Genomic DNA, 12898 nt, shown 5'->3' with positions numbered 1-12898 from the left:
CATGCGCGAGTGGAGCGGAAAACGGTATTGGCTGGTGGGCGCCTCCGAGGGGTTGGGCCGCGCGCTGGCGATGAAGATGAGCCGCGCGGGCGCGGAGCTGATCCTTTCGGCGCGCTCGGGCGACCGGCTGCGGGAACTGGCCGCCGAATTGCCGGGGCGCACCCATGTGGTGCCGATGGACATCGCCGACCGCGACAGCGTCGAGGAAGCGGCGCAGGAGGTGGGCGAGATCGACGGGCTGGTGTTCCTTGCCGGGCTCGCCACGCTGATCAAGGCGACCGAGTGGGATGCCGACCGCGTGGAACAGATGTTCGACGTGAACCTGACGGGGGCCGCCCGCGTCATCGGGCAGGTGATCGGCGGCATGGTCGCGCGGGACGCGGGCCATATCATGATGATCGGCTCGCTCTCGGCCTATCGCGGCCTGCCGGGGTCGATCGGCTACTCGGCCTCCAAGGCCGGGCTGATGGCGCTGGCAGAATCGATGCATGGCGATTTGCGGCACACCGGCGTTCTCGTCCAGCTGTCGAATCCCGGCTACATCCAGACCCGGATGCAGGACGACAACCCGCATTCCAAGCCCTTCATCATGTCCCCTGACGAGGCCGCGCAGCAGGTCTTCGACCAGATGAACACCGACAGCTTTCACAAGGCCTTTCCCTTCGGCTTCAGCCTGCTCTTCCGCGTCTCGCGGTTCCTGCCGACGGGGCTGTACGAGGCGATCTTCTTCCGCCGCTGACTTGACGTCGATCAATGACGGGGGCGGCCCTGTCCTGTGCTACTGTGTTCGTTGAACCAGACGCGCGAGGAGGAACAGGGCATGGAAATCTCGGTCAGGAAAGTGGCGCAGGTGATCCTGATGGGCCACGAGATCGAACGCGCCGAAGGAGAGCTTCGGGCCTTCATCGGGCAGATGAACGACGACGAACAGGCCGAGCTGACGGCGATCTACTGGATCGGGCGCGGCAGTTTCGAGCCCGAGGATTGGGCCGAGGCCGTGGCCACCGCGCGGGCCGAGGCGACGACGCCGACCGCCGATTACCTGCTCGGCAGCCCGCATTTCGCGGACCACCTCGAATCCGGGGCCGAGGCCATCGGCATGGACATCACCGACGAGGAGGAAGACCTGCTGTAGTCCGCGTGGGCGGGTCGGGCGGCCCGCCCCTTGCCGCGGTCAGGCGGCGTCGAAATCAAGGGTCAGCCGCCCGGTCAGGGGCCGCGCCTGGCAGGCGAGGACAAAGCCCGCCTCCAGTTCCCATGGCTCGAGCGAGTAGTTCACGGCCATCTCGGCCCGCCCCTCGGTCACGCGGCAGCGACAGGTGCAGCACATGCCCCCGCGGCAGGAATAGGGCAGCTCCAGCCCTTGCCGTTCGCCCGCGTCCAGAACGCTGGCATCGCCCGCGTCCATGGTGATGCGGCGCGTCGCGCCGTCGAGCAGGACATCCACCGTCACGCCGCCTGCCGCCGCCGCCTCGGCCTCGGGCGAGCGCGGGACGCGCGCAGGGGCCTCGCCCGCCATGAAGAACCGCTCGTGGTGGATCCGCTCCGGGGCCACGCCCAGCGACCGGCAGGCCCCCTCCACCGCGTCGATCATCTCGCCCGGACCGCAGAGGAACACGCCATCCGCCTCGGCAGGGTCGATCACGCCCGCCCCGGCCAGCCGCGCGATCTTCTCGGCGTCCACCCGCCCGTTCAAAAGCGGGACGTCCTGTTCCTCGCGGCTCAGGACATGGACCATCGTGAAGCGGTCGAGGTGCCGGTTCTTGAGCTGCTCGAACGCCTCGCGGAACATGATCGTCTCGCGGCCCCGGTTGCCGTAGACCAGCGTCACCGTAGCCCCCCGCGCCAGCGCTGCACCGGCAAGTGCCACCATCGGAGTGATCCCGGAACCCGCCGCCACCAGCAGCAGCCGGGCGCAGCCCGGATCGGTGAAGCGCCCCTCGGGCGGCATCACCTGCAGCCGGTCGCCGGGACGCAACCCTTGGGCAAAGCCGGAGAAGGCACCGCCCGGCACATGTTTCACCCCGACCCAAAGCCCCTCGCCCGGCAGGGAGGCGATGGAATAGGAGCGGCGGATATCCACGCCCCCCACCTCGGCACGAAGGGTCAGGTATTGGCCGGGCCGAAAGGCGAAGGCCTCGCGCAGCCCATCCGGCACACCGAGGCGGATCGCCACCGCCTCGGGCCCTTCGGGCCGGACCTCGGCCACGGTCAGTTCGTGGAACATCGCCGCCCCCCTCAGATGCACTTGAAGTAGTCGAAGGGCTCGCCGCAGGCGGTGCAGGCGTATTGCGCCTTGCAGGCGGTCGAGCCGAATTCGCTGATCTTCCGCGTCGCGGTGGAGGCGCAGCGCGGGCAACTCACGACCGGATCGTCGAAGAGCGCCCGCTTGCCCGCCGCCCCCTCGGGCGGGGCGATGCCATAGGCGCGCAGCTTCTCGCGCCCCTCGGGCGTGATCCAGTCGGTCGTCCAGGGCGGCGAGAGCGCCCGCTCGATCCGCACCTCGAAGCCCGCCGCACGCAGCGCCGCCTCGATCCCCATCTCGATCATCGCGGTGGCGGGGCAACCCGAATAGGTCGGGCTGACGCGCGCGACGGCGACGCCCTCCTCCAGCCGCACCTGGCGCAGGATGCCGAGGTCGGCCACGGTGACGCAGGGCACCTCGGGGTCGGGCACGGCGGCGGCGGCGGCCCAGGCGCGCGCCTCGGCGCTCACCATGTCGCCCCCGGATAGGCGCGCTGCAGATACTGCATCTCGGCCAGGAGATGCCCGAGATGCTCGCCATGCAGCCCCCGCCGCCCGCCGGTCTGGGGGTAGGGCACCTCCGGTGCCTCGAGCATCGCCTCGGCGAAGATCATGCCGATGACCCTGTCCCAGGCCGGGCGCATCCCGGCACGCGCGGGCAAGACCCCCTCGGCCACCAGCGCCGCCGAGGCCGCGCTCTCCTCGAAGATCTCGCCGGTGAAGCGGTGCAGCTCCGCCACCGCGGCCTGCATCCGCGCGGCGCTGTCCTCGGTGCCGTCGCCCAGCCGGATCACCCATTCGCCCGCGTGGCGGACGTGATAGGCCATTTCCTTCATCGCCTTGCCCGCGACGCCGCGGATCACGGCGTCGGGGCTGTCCACCGCGGCTGCCCAATAGGGCTCCATGAAGGCGGCGAAATAGAGCTGCCGCAGCATGGTCTGCGCGAAATCGCCGTTGGGCCGCTCGCAGATCAACAGGTTGCGATACTCCCGCTCGACCCGGAGAAAGGCGAGGTCATCCTCGCTGCGCCCCTTGCCCTCCAGCTGCGCGGCGTAATCGTAAAGCGTGCGCGCCGTCCCGATCAGGTCCAGCGCCATGTTGGGCAGCGCAAGGTCTTCCTCCAGCATGGGCGCATGGCCGCACCATTCCGACAGGCGATGTCCGAGGATCAGGTGATCGTCGGCCAGCTCGAGGACGGCGTCGAAGAGGGCCGGCATCACATGTGCCCCACGTCATCGGGGATGTCGTAGAAACTCGGGTGGCGGTAGATCTTGTCGGCGGTCGGCTCGAAGGTTTCGGCGGCGTGGTCGGGATCGCTCGCGGTGATCGCCCTGGAGGGCACCACCCAGATCGACACCCCCTCGCCCCGCCGCGTGTAGACGTCGCGCGCGGCCTGAAGGGCCAGCACCTCGTCGGCTGCATGAAGGCTGCCCACATGCTTGTGGCTCAGCCCGTTGCGGGGCCGGATGAACACTTCCCAAAGCGGTGTTTCCTGCGCCATCCCTCACCCCTTCTCCGTTTTTCAAATATCCCGCCGGGTCGCCCGAAAAGCAGGCGAAACCCCCTCGACCCCTATTCCGCCGCCTGCGCCACGCGCCGCGCCCGCCGCTTTTCGGCATGGGCCAACGCCGCCTCGCGCACCCAGGCGCCGTCTTCCCAAGCCTTCCGCCGGTCGCGGATGCGGTCGACGTTCATCTGCCCCCCGCCCTTCACCACGCGCCAGAACTCCGCCCAGTCGATCGGGCCGTGATCGTAGCCGCCCTTTTCCTCGTTCCAGCGCAGCTCCGGGTCCGGCACCGTCAGCCCGAGGAACTCGGCCTGCGGCACGGTCGCGTCGATGAACTTCTGCCGCAGCTCGTCATTGGTGAAGCGCTTGATCTTCCAGCTCATCGACTGGTCGGAATGCTGGCTGTCGCCGTCGGACGGTCCGAACATCATCAGCGACGGCCACCACCAGCGGTTCAGCGCATCCTGCGCCATCTCGCGTTGTGCGGGCGTTCCGCGGGCCAGCGTCATGACGATCTCGTAGCCTTGCCGCTGGTGAAAGCTCTCTTCCTTGCAGACCCGGATCATCGCGCGGGCATAAGGCCCGTAGGAACAGCGGCAAAGCGGGATCTGGTTCATGATCGCGGCCCCGTCGACCAGCCAGCCGATCACGCCGATATCGGCCCAGCTGAGGGTGGGATAGTTGAAGATCGAGGAATACTTGGCCTTGCCGCTCAACAGCTCCTCGGTCATCTGCTCGCGGCTCACGCCCAGCGTTTCGGCGGCGGCGTAAAGATACAGGCCATGCCCGCCCTCGTCCTGCACCTTGGCCAGCAGCGCCGCCTTGCGCTTCAGGCTGGGGGCGCGGGTGATCCAGTTGCCCTCGGGCAGCATGCCGACGATCTCGGAATGGGCGTGCTGGCCGATCTGGCGGATCAGCGTGCGTCGATAGCCCTCGGGCATCGCGTCGTTCGGCTCGATCTTTTCCTCGGCGTCGATGCGCGCCTGGAACCGGGCGAGGAACTCGGGCGTTTCCCCGGTCGCGCCATCGGCGCCGATCAAACCTTGCGAATACATGCGCACACCTCCCTGCGGCCTGTGCCCTGCATTTTATGTTACGAAAAACACGAAATCAACGGATGTTTGTAACGCAAAATCAGCCCTGTCCGAAGCGCGCCGCGCCATCGCCCGCAGGCAGCCCGCGAAAGCCGGGGCCCGCTTGCGACAGCCACAGCCCGGAGGCGGGCCGCGTCCGGGCATAGGCGCCCGCCACCCGCGCGCGCAGGTCGAGGTCCGGCCAGCCCGGATCGACCAGCGCGGCGGGCCATTCCGGGTGGCGCAGCACGTAGCGCCGCCAGCGATGGATCAGGACGGTCCGCGCGGCCATGGCGTCGAGCCCGTCACCGGCGAAACCCGTGGCGCAGACGAGATCGGCCAAGGCCCGGATCGCGGCGGCCTCGGCCCGTTGCCCGGCGTCGGGCGCATCGGTGCGAAGGCCCTCGGGCACATGGGTGATCGCGCCGCGCAGCGTCACGCCAAGCGCGCGCGGCGGGAACTCCGCGGGCCAGAGGCCGACGCCCGGCGCGATGGGGATGCCGCGCGGATCGTCCGACAGGGTGACGATCCAGTCCCCGCCGGTCACCGCGCCGGGGGCGGCATAGACCAGCCGGGCGGCTTGGGTGAACTCGGCCCGCCCGGTGTCGGAGAAGCCGTAGATCGCCGCGCGCCCGTCCTCGGGGTCCTTCTCCCGCGTGATCCAGCCATCGGCCACCAGCCGCGACAGGGCGGTGCGCTGCGCCGCGCGCCCCACGCCCAGCCGGTCGAGGATCGCGCCCAGCCGCGCCGCCTGAACGCGCCCGCCGCGCGGCTCGACCGCGTCGCCCAGGATCGTCACGATCAGCGACCAGACCCGCAGCCGCCCCTGCCCGTGCAGGTGCTCGGCCAGGATCGGTGCAAGCGGATCGGAGGGGGGCGCGTTACTGAATATAGTCGGGCTCTTCCGCATCCAGCACCGCGCGCATGCCGCGCAGGAAATCGGCTTCGGCCACCGCGTCGCCCTCCTGCTGGCGGGCGGTCAGCTCGGCCACTTCGGGCGACAGCTCGCGCAGGGGGCGGCCGGTCTGCAGGGCAAGGATATAGGTGCGCGCGGCGCGCTCGAAGTAATACATGCGCATCACCGTCTCGGCCACGGTCTCGCCGATGAAGAGGACGCCGTGATTGCCCATGATCATGGTGCGCACGCTGGGGTCCTGGAACAGCCGCGCGCAGCGGGTTCCCTCCTCCTCCAGCGCGAGGCCGCCGTATTGCTCGTCGACGACCTGCCGGTTGTAGAACATCGCCGAGGACTGGTCGATCGGCGGCAGGCGACTGTCGGCAAGCGAGGCCAGCACCGTCGCGTAGGTCGAATGCACATGGATCGCGCAGCGCGCGTGCGGCACGTGGCGGTGCAGGCTTGCGTGCAGGCCCCAGGCGGTGGGATCGGGCGCATCCTCGCCCTGCGCGCTGTCGGGATCGTTGGCGTCGATCACCCAGAGGTCCGAGGCGCGGATGCGGCTGAAGTGTTTCTTGGGATTGATCAGGAACTCGGTCCCGTCGTCGTTCACGGCCAGCGAGAAATGGTTGGCGACGCCCTCGTGCATCCCCTCGCGCGCGGTCAGGCGAAAGGCGGCGGCAAGCTCGGTGCGGGCGGTGGCGTGGTCCATGGCGATCTCCGGAAACAGGCTGCACAAAGGCTAGACGCGCCGCCATGTCGGGGCAAGCGGGGAGGCGTGGACTGATGCCAAGTCATCAACGATCCCCCGAATGACCCGGCTTTGGCCCGGTGCGTTCCGCAATCGCGCCGCATTTCGGGGCGAGAAGACCGGAACCAGAGAATTTTGAGCAGGTCATACCCAGATGGATCGTCTTACGGAAATGGAAGCTTTCGCAATGGTCGTGGACCAGGGCGGCTTCACCGATGCAGCCAAGAAGATGGGCATTTCGAAATCCGCTGTCTCCAAGCATGTCTCGAGCCTCGAGACCCGTCTGGGGGCGCGGTTGCTCAACCGCACCACTCGCCGCGTCAGCCCGACGGAGATCGGGCTGGCCTATTACGACCGCGCCCGACGGGTTCTCAATGACGCTGGCGAGGCCGACGCGCTGGTCACCGCGATGCAATCGGCGCCCTCGGGCACGCTGCGCGTGTCGATGGCCACGGACTTCGGGGTCAACCACGTCTCGCCCATCCTCGGGCAGTTCCTGCACGAGTTTCCCGACGTGACGGTGAACATGGTGCTGAACAACCGCTACGTGGAGTTGATCTCGGAAGGGTTCGACATGGCCATCCGCGTGGGTGAACTGGAGGACAGCAGCCTGCGCGCCCGCAAGATCTGCGAGACGCAGCGCCGGATGATCGCCGCGCCGGCCTATTTCCGGAAATACGGGCGGCCCGGACGGATCGACGATCTGAACGAGCACAAGCTTCTGCATTACTCCAACAACGCGAACGCGAACGTCTGGAAGATCACCGCCCCCTCGGGCGAGCAACGGCAGGTCCGCACCGGTGGCTGGCTGACGGTGAATGACGGCCAGTCGCTGCTGAATGCCGCCATCGGAGGGCTCGGCATCGCCTACCTGCCCAGTTTCCTCTATGCCGACCCGATGCGCGCGGGCCTTGTCGAGGACGTGATCCCCGACCTGCCGGTCGATATCCAGGGGGTCTACGCGATCTACCCGCCCGGCCGCTACACCCAGCCCAAGGTGCGCGCCTTCATCGACTTCCTCGTCGATGCCTTCAAGGACAAGGGCCCGACCGACTGGTGACGCGACGCCCATGACATCCGTGCCTGCGCGCCCCGTATCTTGCTCCGGGGCTGCGCGGCAACCTGCGCCCGGGTCGGTCCGTCCGATCCGGGCGTCTTTTCATTGGGCGAGCAGAACGACCTCGACCCGGCGATTGGCCTCGCGCCCCTCGGGCAGGCTGTTGGCCGCGCGCGGGGCAAGGTAGCCGACGCCCGCGGCCTCGATCTGCGCGCTATCGGCGCCGAACCCCTCGACAAGCGCATCGCGCACCGCAAGCGCCCGCGCCCGGCTGAGGTCGATGTTGCGCTCCAGCGCGCCCTCGGTGTCGGTGTGCCCCACCAGCACGATCCGCCGCTCGGCCCCTTCGGCCAGCCAGTCGGCCAGCGTGACGAGGCTGTCGTAGCGCCGATCAGACAGGGCCGAGGCCCCGGTGTCGAAGTCCAGATCCTCGAGCACCGCATGCCCCCGCGCCGTCAGCCCCGCGATCAGGCCACCATCGGCCGGATCGCCCGCCACGCGGGTGGAGGGCACGACGGTCGGGGCGGCCCTTTCCGGCGGCACGATCCGGGCCAGGTGGGCATAGCCCAGCAGCCCGCCCTGCGAGAGCGTGAGCGCGACATGCTCTGGGCCGGCCGTGGTCTGGCGCGTGGCGGTGAGGTAGCGGAAATCGCCGAGGTCCACGTGCATCGCGGGCCCCTCGGCGATGGGCAGCGCGTAACGGAAATCGAAGCCGCCACAGGCGGCATCGGCGCAGGCAAAGCCGATCTCGTAGCCCTGGGCGGTCAACTGGTCGCGCAGTCGGGACAAAAGCGCGGCCGTCTCGCCCGGCGCGCCTGGCACCTGCCAGACCTCTTCCAGCAGCGTCCCGTCACCGGGGGCGCTCGGCACCGCGCTTTCGGTGAAGGGCCCGGTGGCCAGCGGGTAGCCCACCACCGTCTCGCTGCGCGACAGAACGCGCTCGGCCCCTGCGGGCCATGACGCGTCGAACGCGGCGGCGGGCAGGGCCAGCAGGCAGGGGATCAGGCAGGACAGGCCGCGTGGCGCGCGGCGGGCAAGCGTCATGTCGTGTCAGGCGTCGTTGCTTCGGTAGTGATACCGTCCCACAGGCGTGAAGCCCAGGGAAGCGTAAAGCCCCTGCGCCGGCCGGTTTTCGCCGGTCACCAGTGTGGCGAAGCGGGCCGCGCCCTGCGACACGGCCCAATCGCCCGCGGCGCGCATCATGATCCCGGCCAGCCCCTTGCGCCGGTGCTGCGGCAGGATCTCGAGCGCGTGGAGCATCGCGGTGCTCTCAAGGATCGCGGCGAATGCGGTGCCCGCGGGTCGGTCGTCGATGCGCCCGAAGAAGGACATGCGCGGCCCCGCGGCGCGCGCCATCACGGCAAGGCGGGCGGGGCCGATGCCGCCCGCGGCCCAGATCTCGGTCTGGATCGCAAGCGGCGGCCAGACGGCGAAACAGCTGACGGGCGGGGGCACCTCGGCCAGTGTCGCGCTGTCGGTCATCAGCGCGTTGGTCGTGTCGCGGACGGAAAGGCCGCGCGCGGCGAGGCGGTCGTCGAGCGCGGTCTGGTGGTCGAGCACCATGAAGAGCGGCGGCTGCCCGGCCTCGGCCAGCGCGGCAAGGGCCGCGTCGATCTCGGCCTCGGTGGCGTCGCCCGCCTGCGGATCGGTGAGCCGCGCGGCACTGACGCGCTGGCCGCCGCCTGCGCCCTCGGGCACGGTGAAGGGGCCGACCGCCCGCGCCGCCGCCGGGGGCCAGGTGGCCGCGATGACGGGGGCGAGGTCAGCGATGCGCATGGCCGCTTATCCCGCTTCGGGGAACAGGCGCGTCAGGTCCGACATCACGGCATCGACGGCGGCACCGTCCTGGCTGCGCACCACGATGTTCGAGCCATGCACCCCGTCGCGGTGGAACGGATAGGAGCCGATGGAGACCTCGGGATGTGCGGCGGCCAGCTGCCCCAGCGCCTCGGCGATGTCGCCTTCGCCACGGACCACGCGCAGCGATTGCGACAGCATCGGCGCGCCGCCCGTCAGCGTCGGCAGGACCGAGGCGACCATCGCCTCGAAGATGGTGGGCACACCGGCCATGACATGCACGTTGCCGATGGTGAACCCCGGCGCGGCCGAGATCGGATTGTCGATCAGGCTGGCCCCCTCGGGGATGCGCGCCATGCGCAGGCGGGCGGCGTTCAGCTCCTGCCCCTGCCGGTCGTAATGCGCCTGAAGGATCGCGCGGGCGTCGTCGCGGATGTCGATGGAGGCTCCCATCGCGTCGGCCACCGCATCGGCGGTGATGTCGTCATGGGTCGGCCCGATCCCGCCCGAGGTGAAGACGTGATCGTAAGCCGCTGACAGGGCCTGCACCGCCTGTTTGATCCGGTCGTGTTCATCGGCGACCACGCGCGCCTCGGTCAGGCGGATGCCGTGGTCGGTCAGCGCGCGCGCGAGGAAATGCATGTTCGAGTCGCGCGTGCGCCCCGAAAGGATCTCGTCACCGATGACCAGCATCGCGGCGGTGGGGGATGTCATGGCCTGCCCTTCGCTTGTCCGTCCCTGCCGGATCGGTATAGGCGGGGGGCCATGCGGTTTCCAACCCCCCTCGTTCGCGCCACGCTGTTGCGCCGCTACAAGCGGTTCCTGTCCGATGTCGTGCTCGAGGACGGGCGCGAGGTGGTGGCGCATTGCCCGAACCCCGGCAGCATGATGGGGCTGGCCCGGCCGGGCGCGACTGTCTGGCTGGAGCCGAACGACGATCCGAGGAAAAAGCTCGGCTTCGGCTGGCGGTTGGAGGAGCTGGAGGGCGGCCACATGGCGGGCATCGACGCGAACCTGCCCAACCGCATCGTCGCCGAGGCGCTGGCCGAGGGGCGCATCCCCGCGCTGAGGGGCTACGGCACCATCCGCCCCGAGCAGCGTTACGGCGAGAACAGCCGGATCGATTTCCTGCTGACCGAGTCGGGGCGGCCCGACGCCTTCGTCGAGGTCAAGAACGTCCACCTGCGGCGCGCGGGGGATTGGGCCGAGTTTCCCGACTGCGTCACCGCCCGCGGCACCAAGCATCTGCACGAGCTTGCCCGCATCGCCGAGGGCGGCGGGCGCGCGGTGATGCTTTATATCGTGCAGCGCAGCGATTGCGCGCGCTTCCGGCTTGCGGGCGACCTCGACCCGGCCTATGCGCGCGCCTTCGACGCCGCCCGCGCCGCCGGGGTCGAGATGCTGTGCCACGGCACGCGGATCACGACCGAAGGGGTATGGCTTGACGCTCCGCTGCCCGTCGACGCGGAACCGCAGGCACGTTGAGGCGAGGCGCGATGCCACATGTGCGTGTCAAGGCGGGTTGACTGGAAATTGTCGCATGATGCGACTAGGTTAGGGACGAAACGGCGCTCGGAGGCCCAGGTTTGGACGATTTCAAGGGCCGTCTGACGAAAGACGGCATTCGCATTCACGACACCGATGGCTTCGCCGGTATGCACCGGGCGGGGGCCTTGGCCGCGCGTATCCTCGACGATGTCGCGCCGCTGGTCTTTCCGGGTCAGACCACGGGCGTGATCGACGCCGCGATCGAGCACATGGTCGAAGAGGCCGGGGCGACCTCGGCCACCATAGGCTACCGCGGCTACCAGCACGCCTCCTGCATCAGCGTGAACCACGTGGTCTGCCACGGCATTCCGGGGCCCAAGGTGCTGAAGGATGGCGACATCCTGAATATCGACGTGACCGTGATCGTCGACGGCTGGTTCGGCGACACCAGCCGGATGTATGTGGCCGGCAAGCTGGGCCGCAAGGCCGAGCGCCTGATCGAGGTCACCCACGAGGCGCTGTTCAAGGGGATCGAGGCGGTGCGCCCCGGCAACACCTTCGGCGACATCGGCCACGCCATCCAGACCCATGTCGAGGCGCAGCGCATGAGCGTGGTGCGCGATTTCTGCGGGCACGGGCTGGGGCAGGTGTTCCACGCGCCGCCCAACGTGCTGCATTACGGGCGGCCCGGCACCGGGCCGGTGCTGGAGGAAGGCATGTTCTTCACCATCGAGCCGATGGTGAACCTCGGGCGGCCCGAAACCAAGGTGCTGGCCGACGACTGGACGGCGGTGACCCGCGACAAGAGCCTGTCGGCGCAGTTCGAGCATTCCATCGGCGTGACCGCTACGGGCTGCGAGATCTTCACCCTCTCGCCCGCGGGGCGGTTCCACCCGACCTGGGGCTGATCGCTGCTCGGCATCCATTGCTCACGGTTTGTTAACCTTTCGGAGGCAGGCTGCCCGCATGAGCGAACAGCCCGCCTTTTCCTTCGACGAGATGTCGCCGTCCTTCCTGCCGGGCGGCAGGGCCGTGGCGCGGGGTGAACGGCCTGCCCCGGCGGGCGGCCCCTCCCGCGGGGCGGAGGTGCATCGCCATGCCCACCGCGACCGGCTGCGCCGGCGCTTCACCGAGGGTGGGGCCGATGCGGTGCCGGAGTATGAACTGCTCGAGATGATCCTCTACCGCGCCATCCCGCGCGGGGACACCAAGCCGCTGGCCAAGCGGCTGCTCAAGCGTTTCGGTGATCTGAACCACGTTCTCGCCGCCCCTCCGCCCCGCCTGAAGGAGGTGGAGGGGGTGGGCGAGCGTGTCATCTTCGAACTGAAACTGACCGAGGCGGTGGGTCACCGCATGGCGCGGGCGAAGGTGCTGAAGAAACCGCTCCTCGGGTCATGGGATGCGCTGCTGGACTATTGCCAGACCGCCATGGCGCACAGGGACCTCGAGCAGTTCCGCGTCCTCTACCTCGACCGCAAGAACGTGCTGATCGCGGACGAGGCGCAGGCCGATGGCACCGTGGATCATGTGCCGGTCTACCCGCGCGAGGTGGTGAAACGCGCGCTGGAACTCAACGCCTCGGCCCTGATCCTGGTTCACAACCATCCCTCCGGCGACCCTGCGCCGAGCCGGGCGGATATCGACATGACCTACGCCATCCGCGATGCCGCGGAGGTTCTGGGCCTTGTGCTTCACGATCACCTTGTCATCGGCAAGGCGCGGCACGTGAGTTTCCGCAGCGAAGGATACCTGTGAGAGGTCGGGACGGCCCGGATATCCCGGTTTCCCCGGCTTGCCGCCATGACGGCCGCCATCACGTCCGCCTTGAGCAAGTCGCGTTCATTCGCATCCACGCGATCCGCTCCAACGGTTTGACGTCGCATGTTCGAGGCGCGCAAAACCGGTTCCCGCCAGTGCGCTACATGCTCTACTCCAGCCAGACCTCGACGCGCCGGTTCACCGCCCGGCCCCAGTCGTTGTCATCGCAGGCCATCGGCATGGCCTCTCCGAAGGCTTCCAGCGCAAGGGTGACGCGGTCGGGCTGCGCGCTGTCGGCGGCGGCGATGACGGCGGCGCGCGCGGCCTC

The 12898-nt window shown here is 69.2% G+C and carries 16 protein-coding genes and 1 pseudogene; 6 read left to right on the top strand and 11 right to left on the bottom strand.

Annotated features, from left to right (window positions below):
- Position 1: 1 nt before the first annotated feature.
- Both QQK83_RS07555 and QQK83_RS07550 read left to right on the top strand, forming a co-directional pair.
- Positions 2 to 739 (top strand): SDR family NAD(P)-dependent oxidoreductase, encoded by a 738-nt coding sequence (locus QQK83_RS07555; RefSeq protein ID WP_284263147.1) that lies wholly within the window; start codon positions 2 to 4, stop codon positions 737 to 739.
- 81 nt (positions 740 to 820) lie between these two features.
- Positions 821 to 1135, top strand: a complete 315-nt coding sequence (locus QQK83_RS07550) for a DUF3775 domain-containing protein (protein ID WP_284263206.1) — start codon at positions 821 to 823, stop codon at positions 1133 to 1135.
- Between the two features lie 39 nt (positions 1136 to 1174).
- Here the strand turns inward: QQK83_RS07550 and QQK83_RS07545 are convergent, their stop codons facing one another.
- The 7 genes from QQK83_RS07545 to QQK83_RS07515 all read right to left on the bottom strand — a co-directional run bounded on the left by QQK83_RS07545 (position 1175) and on the right by QQK83_RS07515 (position 6431).
- The gene (locus tag QQK83_RS07545; RefSeq protein WP_284263145.1) at positions 1175 to 2227 is read right to left on the bottom strand and encodes a 2Fe-2S iron-sulfur cluster-binding protein; all 1053 of its coding nucleotides are present in this window, start codon (positions 2225 to 2227) and stop codon (positions 1175 to 1177) included.
- Positions 2228 to 2238: 11 nt separating this feature from the next.
- Complete coding sequence (gene paaD / locus QQK83_RS07540; protein WP_284263143.1) at positions 2239 to 2718, bottom strand: 1,2-phenylacetyl-CoA epoxidase subunit PaaD; 480 nt, start codon at positions 2716 to 2718, stop codon at positions 2239 to 2241.
- Entirely contained in the window at positions 2712 to 3461 is a 750-nt protein-coding gene (gene paaC / locus QQK83_RS07535) for a 1,2-phenylacetyl-CoA epoxidase subunit PaaC (protein ID WP_284263141.1), read from the bottom strand. Before paaC ends, paaD begins: the two co-directional genes overlap by 7 nt.
- A complete protein-coding gene (gene paaB, locus QQK83_RS07530; protein ID WP_284263137.1) occupies positions 3461 to 3745 on the bottom strand; it encodes a 1,2-phenylacetyl-CoA epoxidase subunit PaaB in 285 nt (94 codons plus the stop codon). The genes paaC and paaB overlap by 1 nt, the downstream gene beginning before the upstream one ends.
- Before the next feature lie 71 nt (positions 3746 to 3816).
- Positions 3817 to 4806, bottom strand: a complete 990-nt coding sequence (gene paaA / locus QQK83_RS07525; protein ID WP_284263135.1) for a 1,2-phenylacetyl-CoA epoxidase subunit PaaA — start codon at positions 4804 to 4806, stop codon at positions 3817 to 3819.
- Positions 4807 to 4885: 79 nt separating this feature from the next.
- Positions 4886 to 5734, bottom strand: coding sequence for a PaaX family transcriptional regulator C-terminal domain-containing protein (locus tag QQK83_RS07520; protein WP_284263132.1), 849 nt, complete (start codon positions 5732 to 5734; stop codon positions 4886 to 4888).
- Positions 5706 to 6431 (bottom strand): class II aldolase and adducin N-terminal domain-containing protein, encoded by a 726-nt coding sequence (locus tag QQK83_RS07515; RefSeq protein ID WP_284263129.1) that lies wholly within the window; start codon positions 6429 to 6431, stop codon positions 5706 to 5708. Before QQK83_RS07515 ends, QQK83_RS07520 begins: the two co-directional genes overlap by 29 nt.
- Before the next feature lie 193 nt (positions 6432 to 6624).
- Between QQK83_RS07515 and QQK83_RS07510 the strand changes: the two genes are divergently transcribed.
- Positions 6625 to 7530, top strand: a complete 906-nt coding sequence (locus QQK83_RS07510) for a LysR family transcriptional regulator (RefSeq protein WP_284263127.1) — start codon at positions 6625 to 6627, stop codon at positions 7528 to 7530.
- A 99-nt stretch (positions 7531 to 7629) separates the two neighbouring features.
- Here the strand turns inward: QQK83_RS07510 and QQK83_RS07505 are convergent, their stop codons facing one another.
- The 3 genes from QQK83_RS07505 to QQK83_RS07495 are packed head-to-tail and all read right to left on the bottom strand — an operon-like array spanning position 7630 to position 10038.
- Positions 7630 to 8571: an OmpA family protein gene (locus QQK83_RS07505; RefSeq protein WP_284263125.1), complete on the bottom strand. Its 942-nt coding sequence runs from the start codon at positions 8569 to 8571 to the stop codon at positions 7630 to 7632.
- 6 nt (positions 8572 to 8577) lie between these two features.
- Positions 8578 to 9303 (bottom strand): GNAT family N-acetyltransferase, encoded by a 726-nt coding sequence (locus tag QQK83_RS07500; RefSeq protein WP_284263124.1) that lies wholly within the window; start codon positions 9301 to 9303, stop codon positions 8578 to 8580.
- A gap of 6 nt (positions 9304 to 9309) precedes the next feature.
- Positions 9310 to 10038, bottom strand: a complete 729-nt coding sequence (locus QQK83_RS07495; RefSeq protein WP_284263123.1) for a competence/damage-inducible protein A — start codon at positions 10036 to 10038, stop codon at positions 9310 to 9312.
- Positions 10039 to 10089: 51 nt separating this feature from the next.
- Here QQK83_RS07495 and sfsA point away from each other — a divergent pair, with 51 nt between their 5' ends.
- From sfsA to radC, 3 genes are all read left to right on the top strand, one after another.
- Positions 10090 to 10809: a DNA/RNA nuclease SfsA gene (gene sfsA, locus QQK83_RS07490; RefSeq protein ID WP_284263121.1), complete on the top strand. Its 720-nt coding sequence runs from the start codon at positions 10090 to 10092 to the stop codon at positions 10807 to 10809.
- Positions 10810 to 10910: 101 nt separating this feature from the next.
- Positions 10911 to 11720, top strand: a complete 810-nt coding sequence (gene map / locus QQK83_RS07485; RefSeq protein WP_284263120.1) for a type I methionyl aminopeptidase — start codon at positions 10911 to 10913, stop codon at positions 11718 to 11720.
- A 58-nt stretch (positions 11721 to 11778) separates the two neighbouring features.
- On the top strand, positions 11779 to 12567 hold the full coding sequence (gene radC, locus QQK83_RS07480) for a RadC family protein (protein ID WP_284263118.1): 789 nt from the start codon (positions 11779 to 11781) through the stop codon (positions 12565 to 12567).
- A gap of 172 nt (positions 12568 to 12739) precedes the next feature.
- On the opposite strand, the pseudogene QQK83_RS07475 reads toward radC, so the two are convergent.
- Positions 12740 to 12898 (bottom strand): annotated as a pseudogene (locus QQK83_RS07475) (cell envelope biogenesis protein OmpA); the annotation flags it as partial.

This window comes from Roseicyclus amphidinii (assembly GCF_030163755.1).
GTDB lineage: Bacteria > Pseudomonadota > Alphaproteobacteria > Rhodobacterales > Rhodobacteraceae > Roseicyclus > Roseicyclus amphidinii.
Note: the sequence above shows the minus strand (reverse complement) of the source record. Positions and strands in the feature narration are given on the sequence as shown.

Coding starts and splice junctions, on each gene's coding strand:
- QQK83_RS07505 (WP_284263125.1), bottom strand. CDS start 8,571: ATGACGCTTGCCCGCCGCGCGCCACGCGGCCTGTCCTGCCTGATCCCC.
- QQK83_RS07550 (WP_284263206.1), top strand. CDS start 821: ATGGAAATCTCGGTCAGGAAAGTGGCGCAGGTGATCCTGATGGGCCAC.
- sfsA (WP_284263121.1), top strand. CDS start 10,090: ATGCGGTTTCCAACCCCCCTCGTTCGCGCCACGCTGTTGCGCCGCTAC.
- paaB (WP_284263137.1), bottom strand. CDS start 3,745: ATGGCGCAGGAAACACCGCTTTGGGAAGTGTTCATCCGGCCCCGCAAC.
- QQK83_RS07500 (WP_284263124.1), bottom strand. CDS start 9,303: ATGCGCATCGCTGACCTCGCCCCCGTCATCGCGGCCACCTGGCCCCCG.
- QQK83_RS07555 (WP_284263147.1), top strand. CDS start 2: ATGCGCGAGTGGAGCGGAAAACGGTATTGGCTGGTGGGCGCCTCCGAG.
- paaD (WP_284263143.1), bottom strand. CDS start 2,718: ATGGTGAGCGCCGAGGCGCGCGCCTGGGCCGCCGCCGCCGCCGTGCCC.
- QQK83_RS07510 (WP_284263127.1), top strand. CDS start 6,625: ATGGATCGTCTTACGGAAATGGAAGCTTTCGCAATGGTCGTGGACCAG.
- QQK83_RS07515 (WP_284263129.1), bottom strand. CDS start 6,431: ATGGACCACGCCACCGCCCGCACCGAGCTTGCCGCCGCCTTTCGCCTG.
- paaA (WP_284263135.1), bottom strand. CDS start 4,806: ATGTATTCGCAAGGTTTGATCGGCGCCGATGGCGCGACCGGGGAAACG.
- QQK83_RS07520 (WP_284263132.1), bottom strand. CDS start 5,734: ATGCGGAAGAGCCCGACTATATTCAGTAACGCGCCCCCCTCCGATCCG.
- paaC (WP_284263141.1), bottom strand. CDS start 3,461: ATGCCGGCCCTCTTCGACGCCGTCCTCGAGCTGGCCGACGATCACCTG.
- QQK83_RS07495 (WP_284263123.1), bottom strand. CDS start 10,038: ATGACATCCCCCACCGCCGCGATGCTGGTCATCGGTGACGAGATCCTT.
- radC (WP_284263118.1), top strand. CDS start 11,779: ATGAGCGAACAGCCCGCCTTTTCCTTCGACGAGATGTCGCCGTCCTTC.
- QQK83_RS07545 (WP_284263145.1), bottom strand. CDS start 2,227: ATGTTCCACGAACTGACCGTGGCCGAGGTCCGGCCCGAAGGGCCCGAG.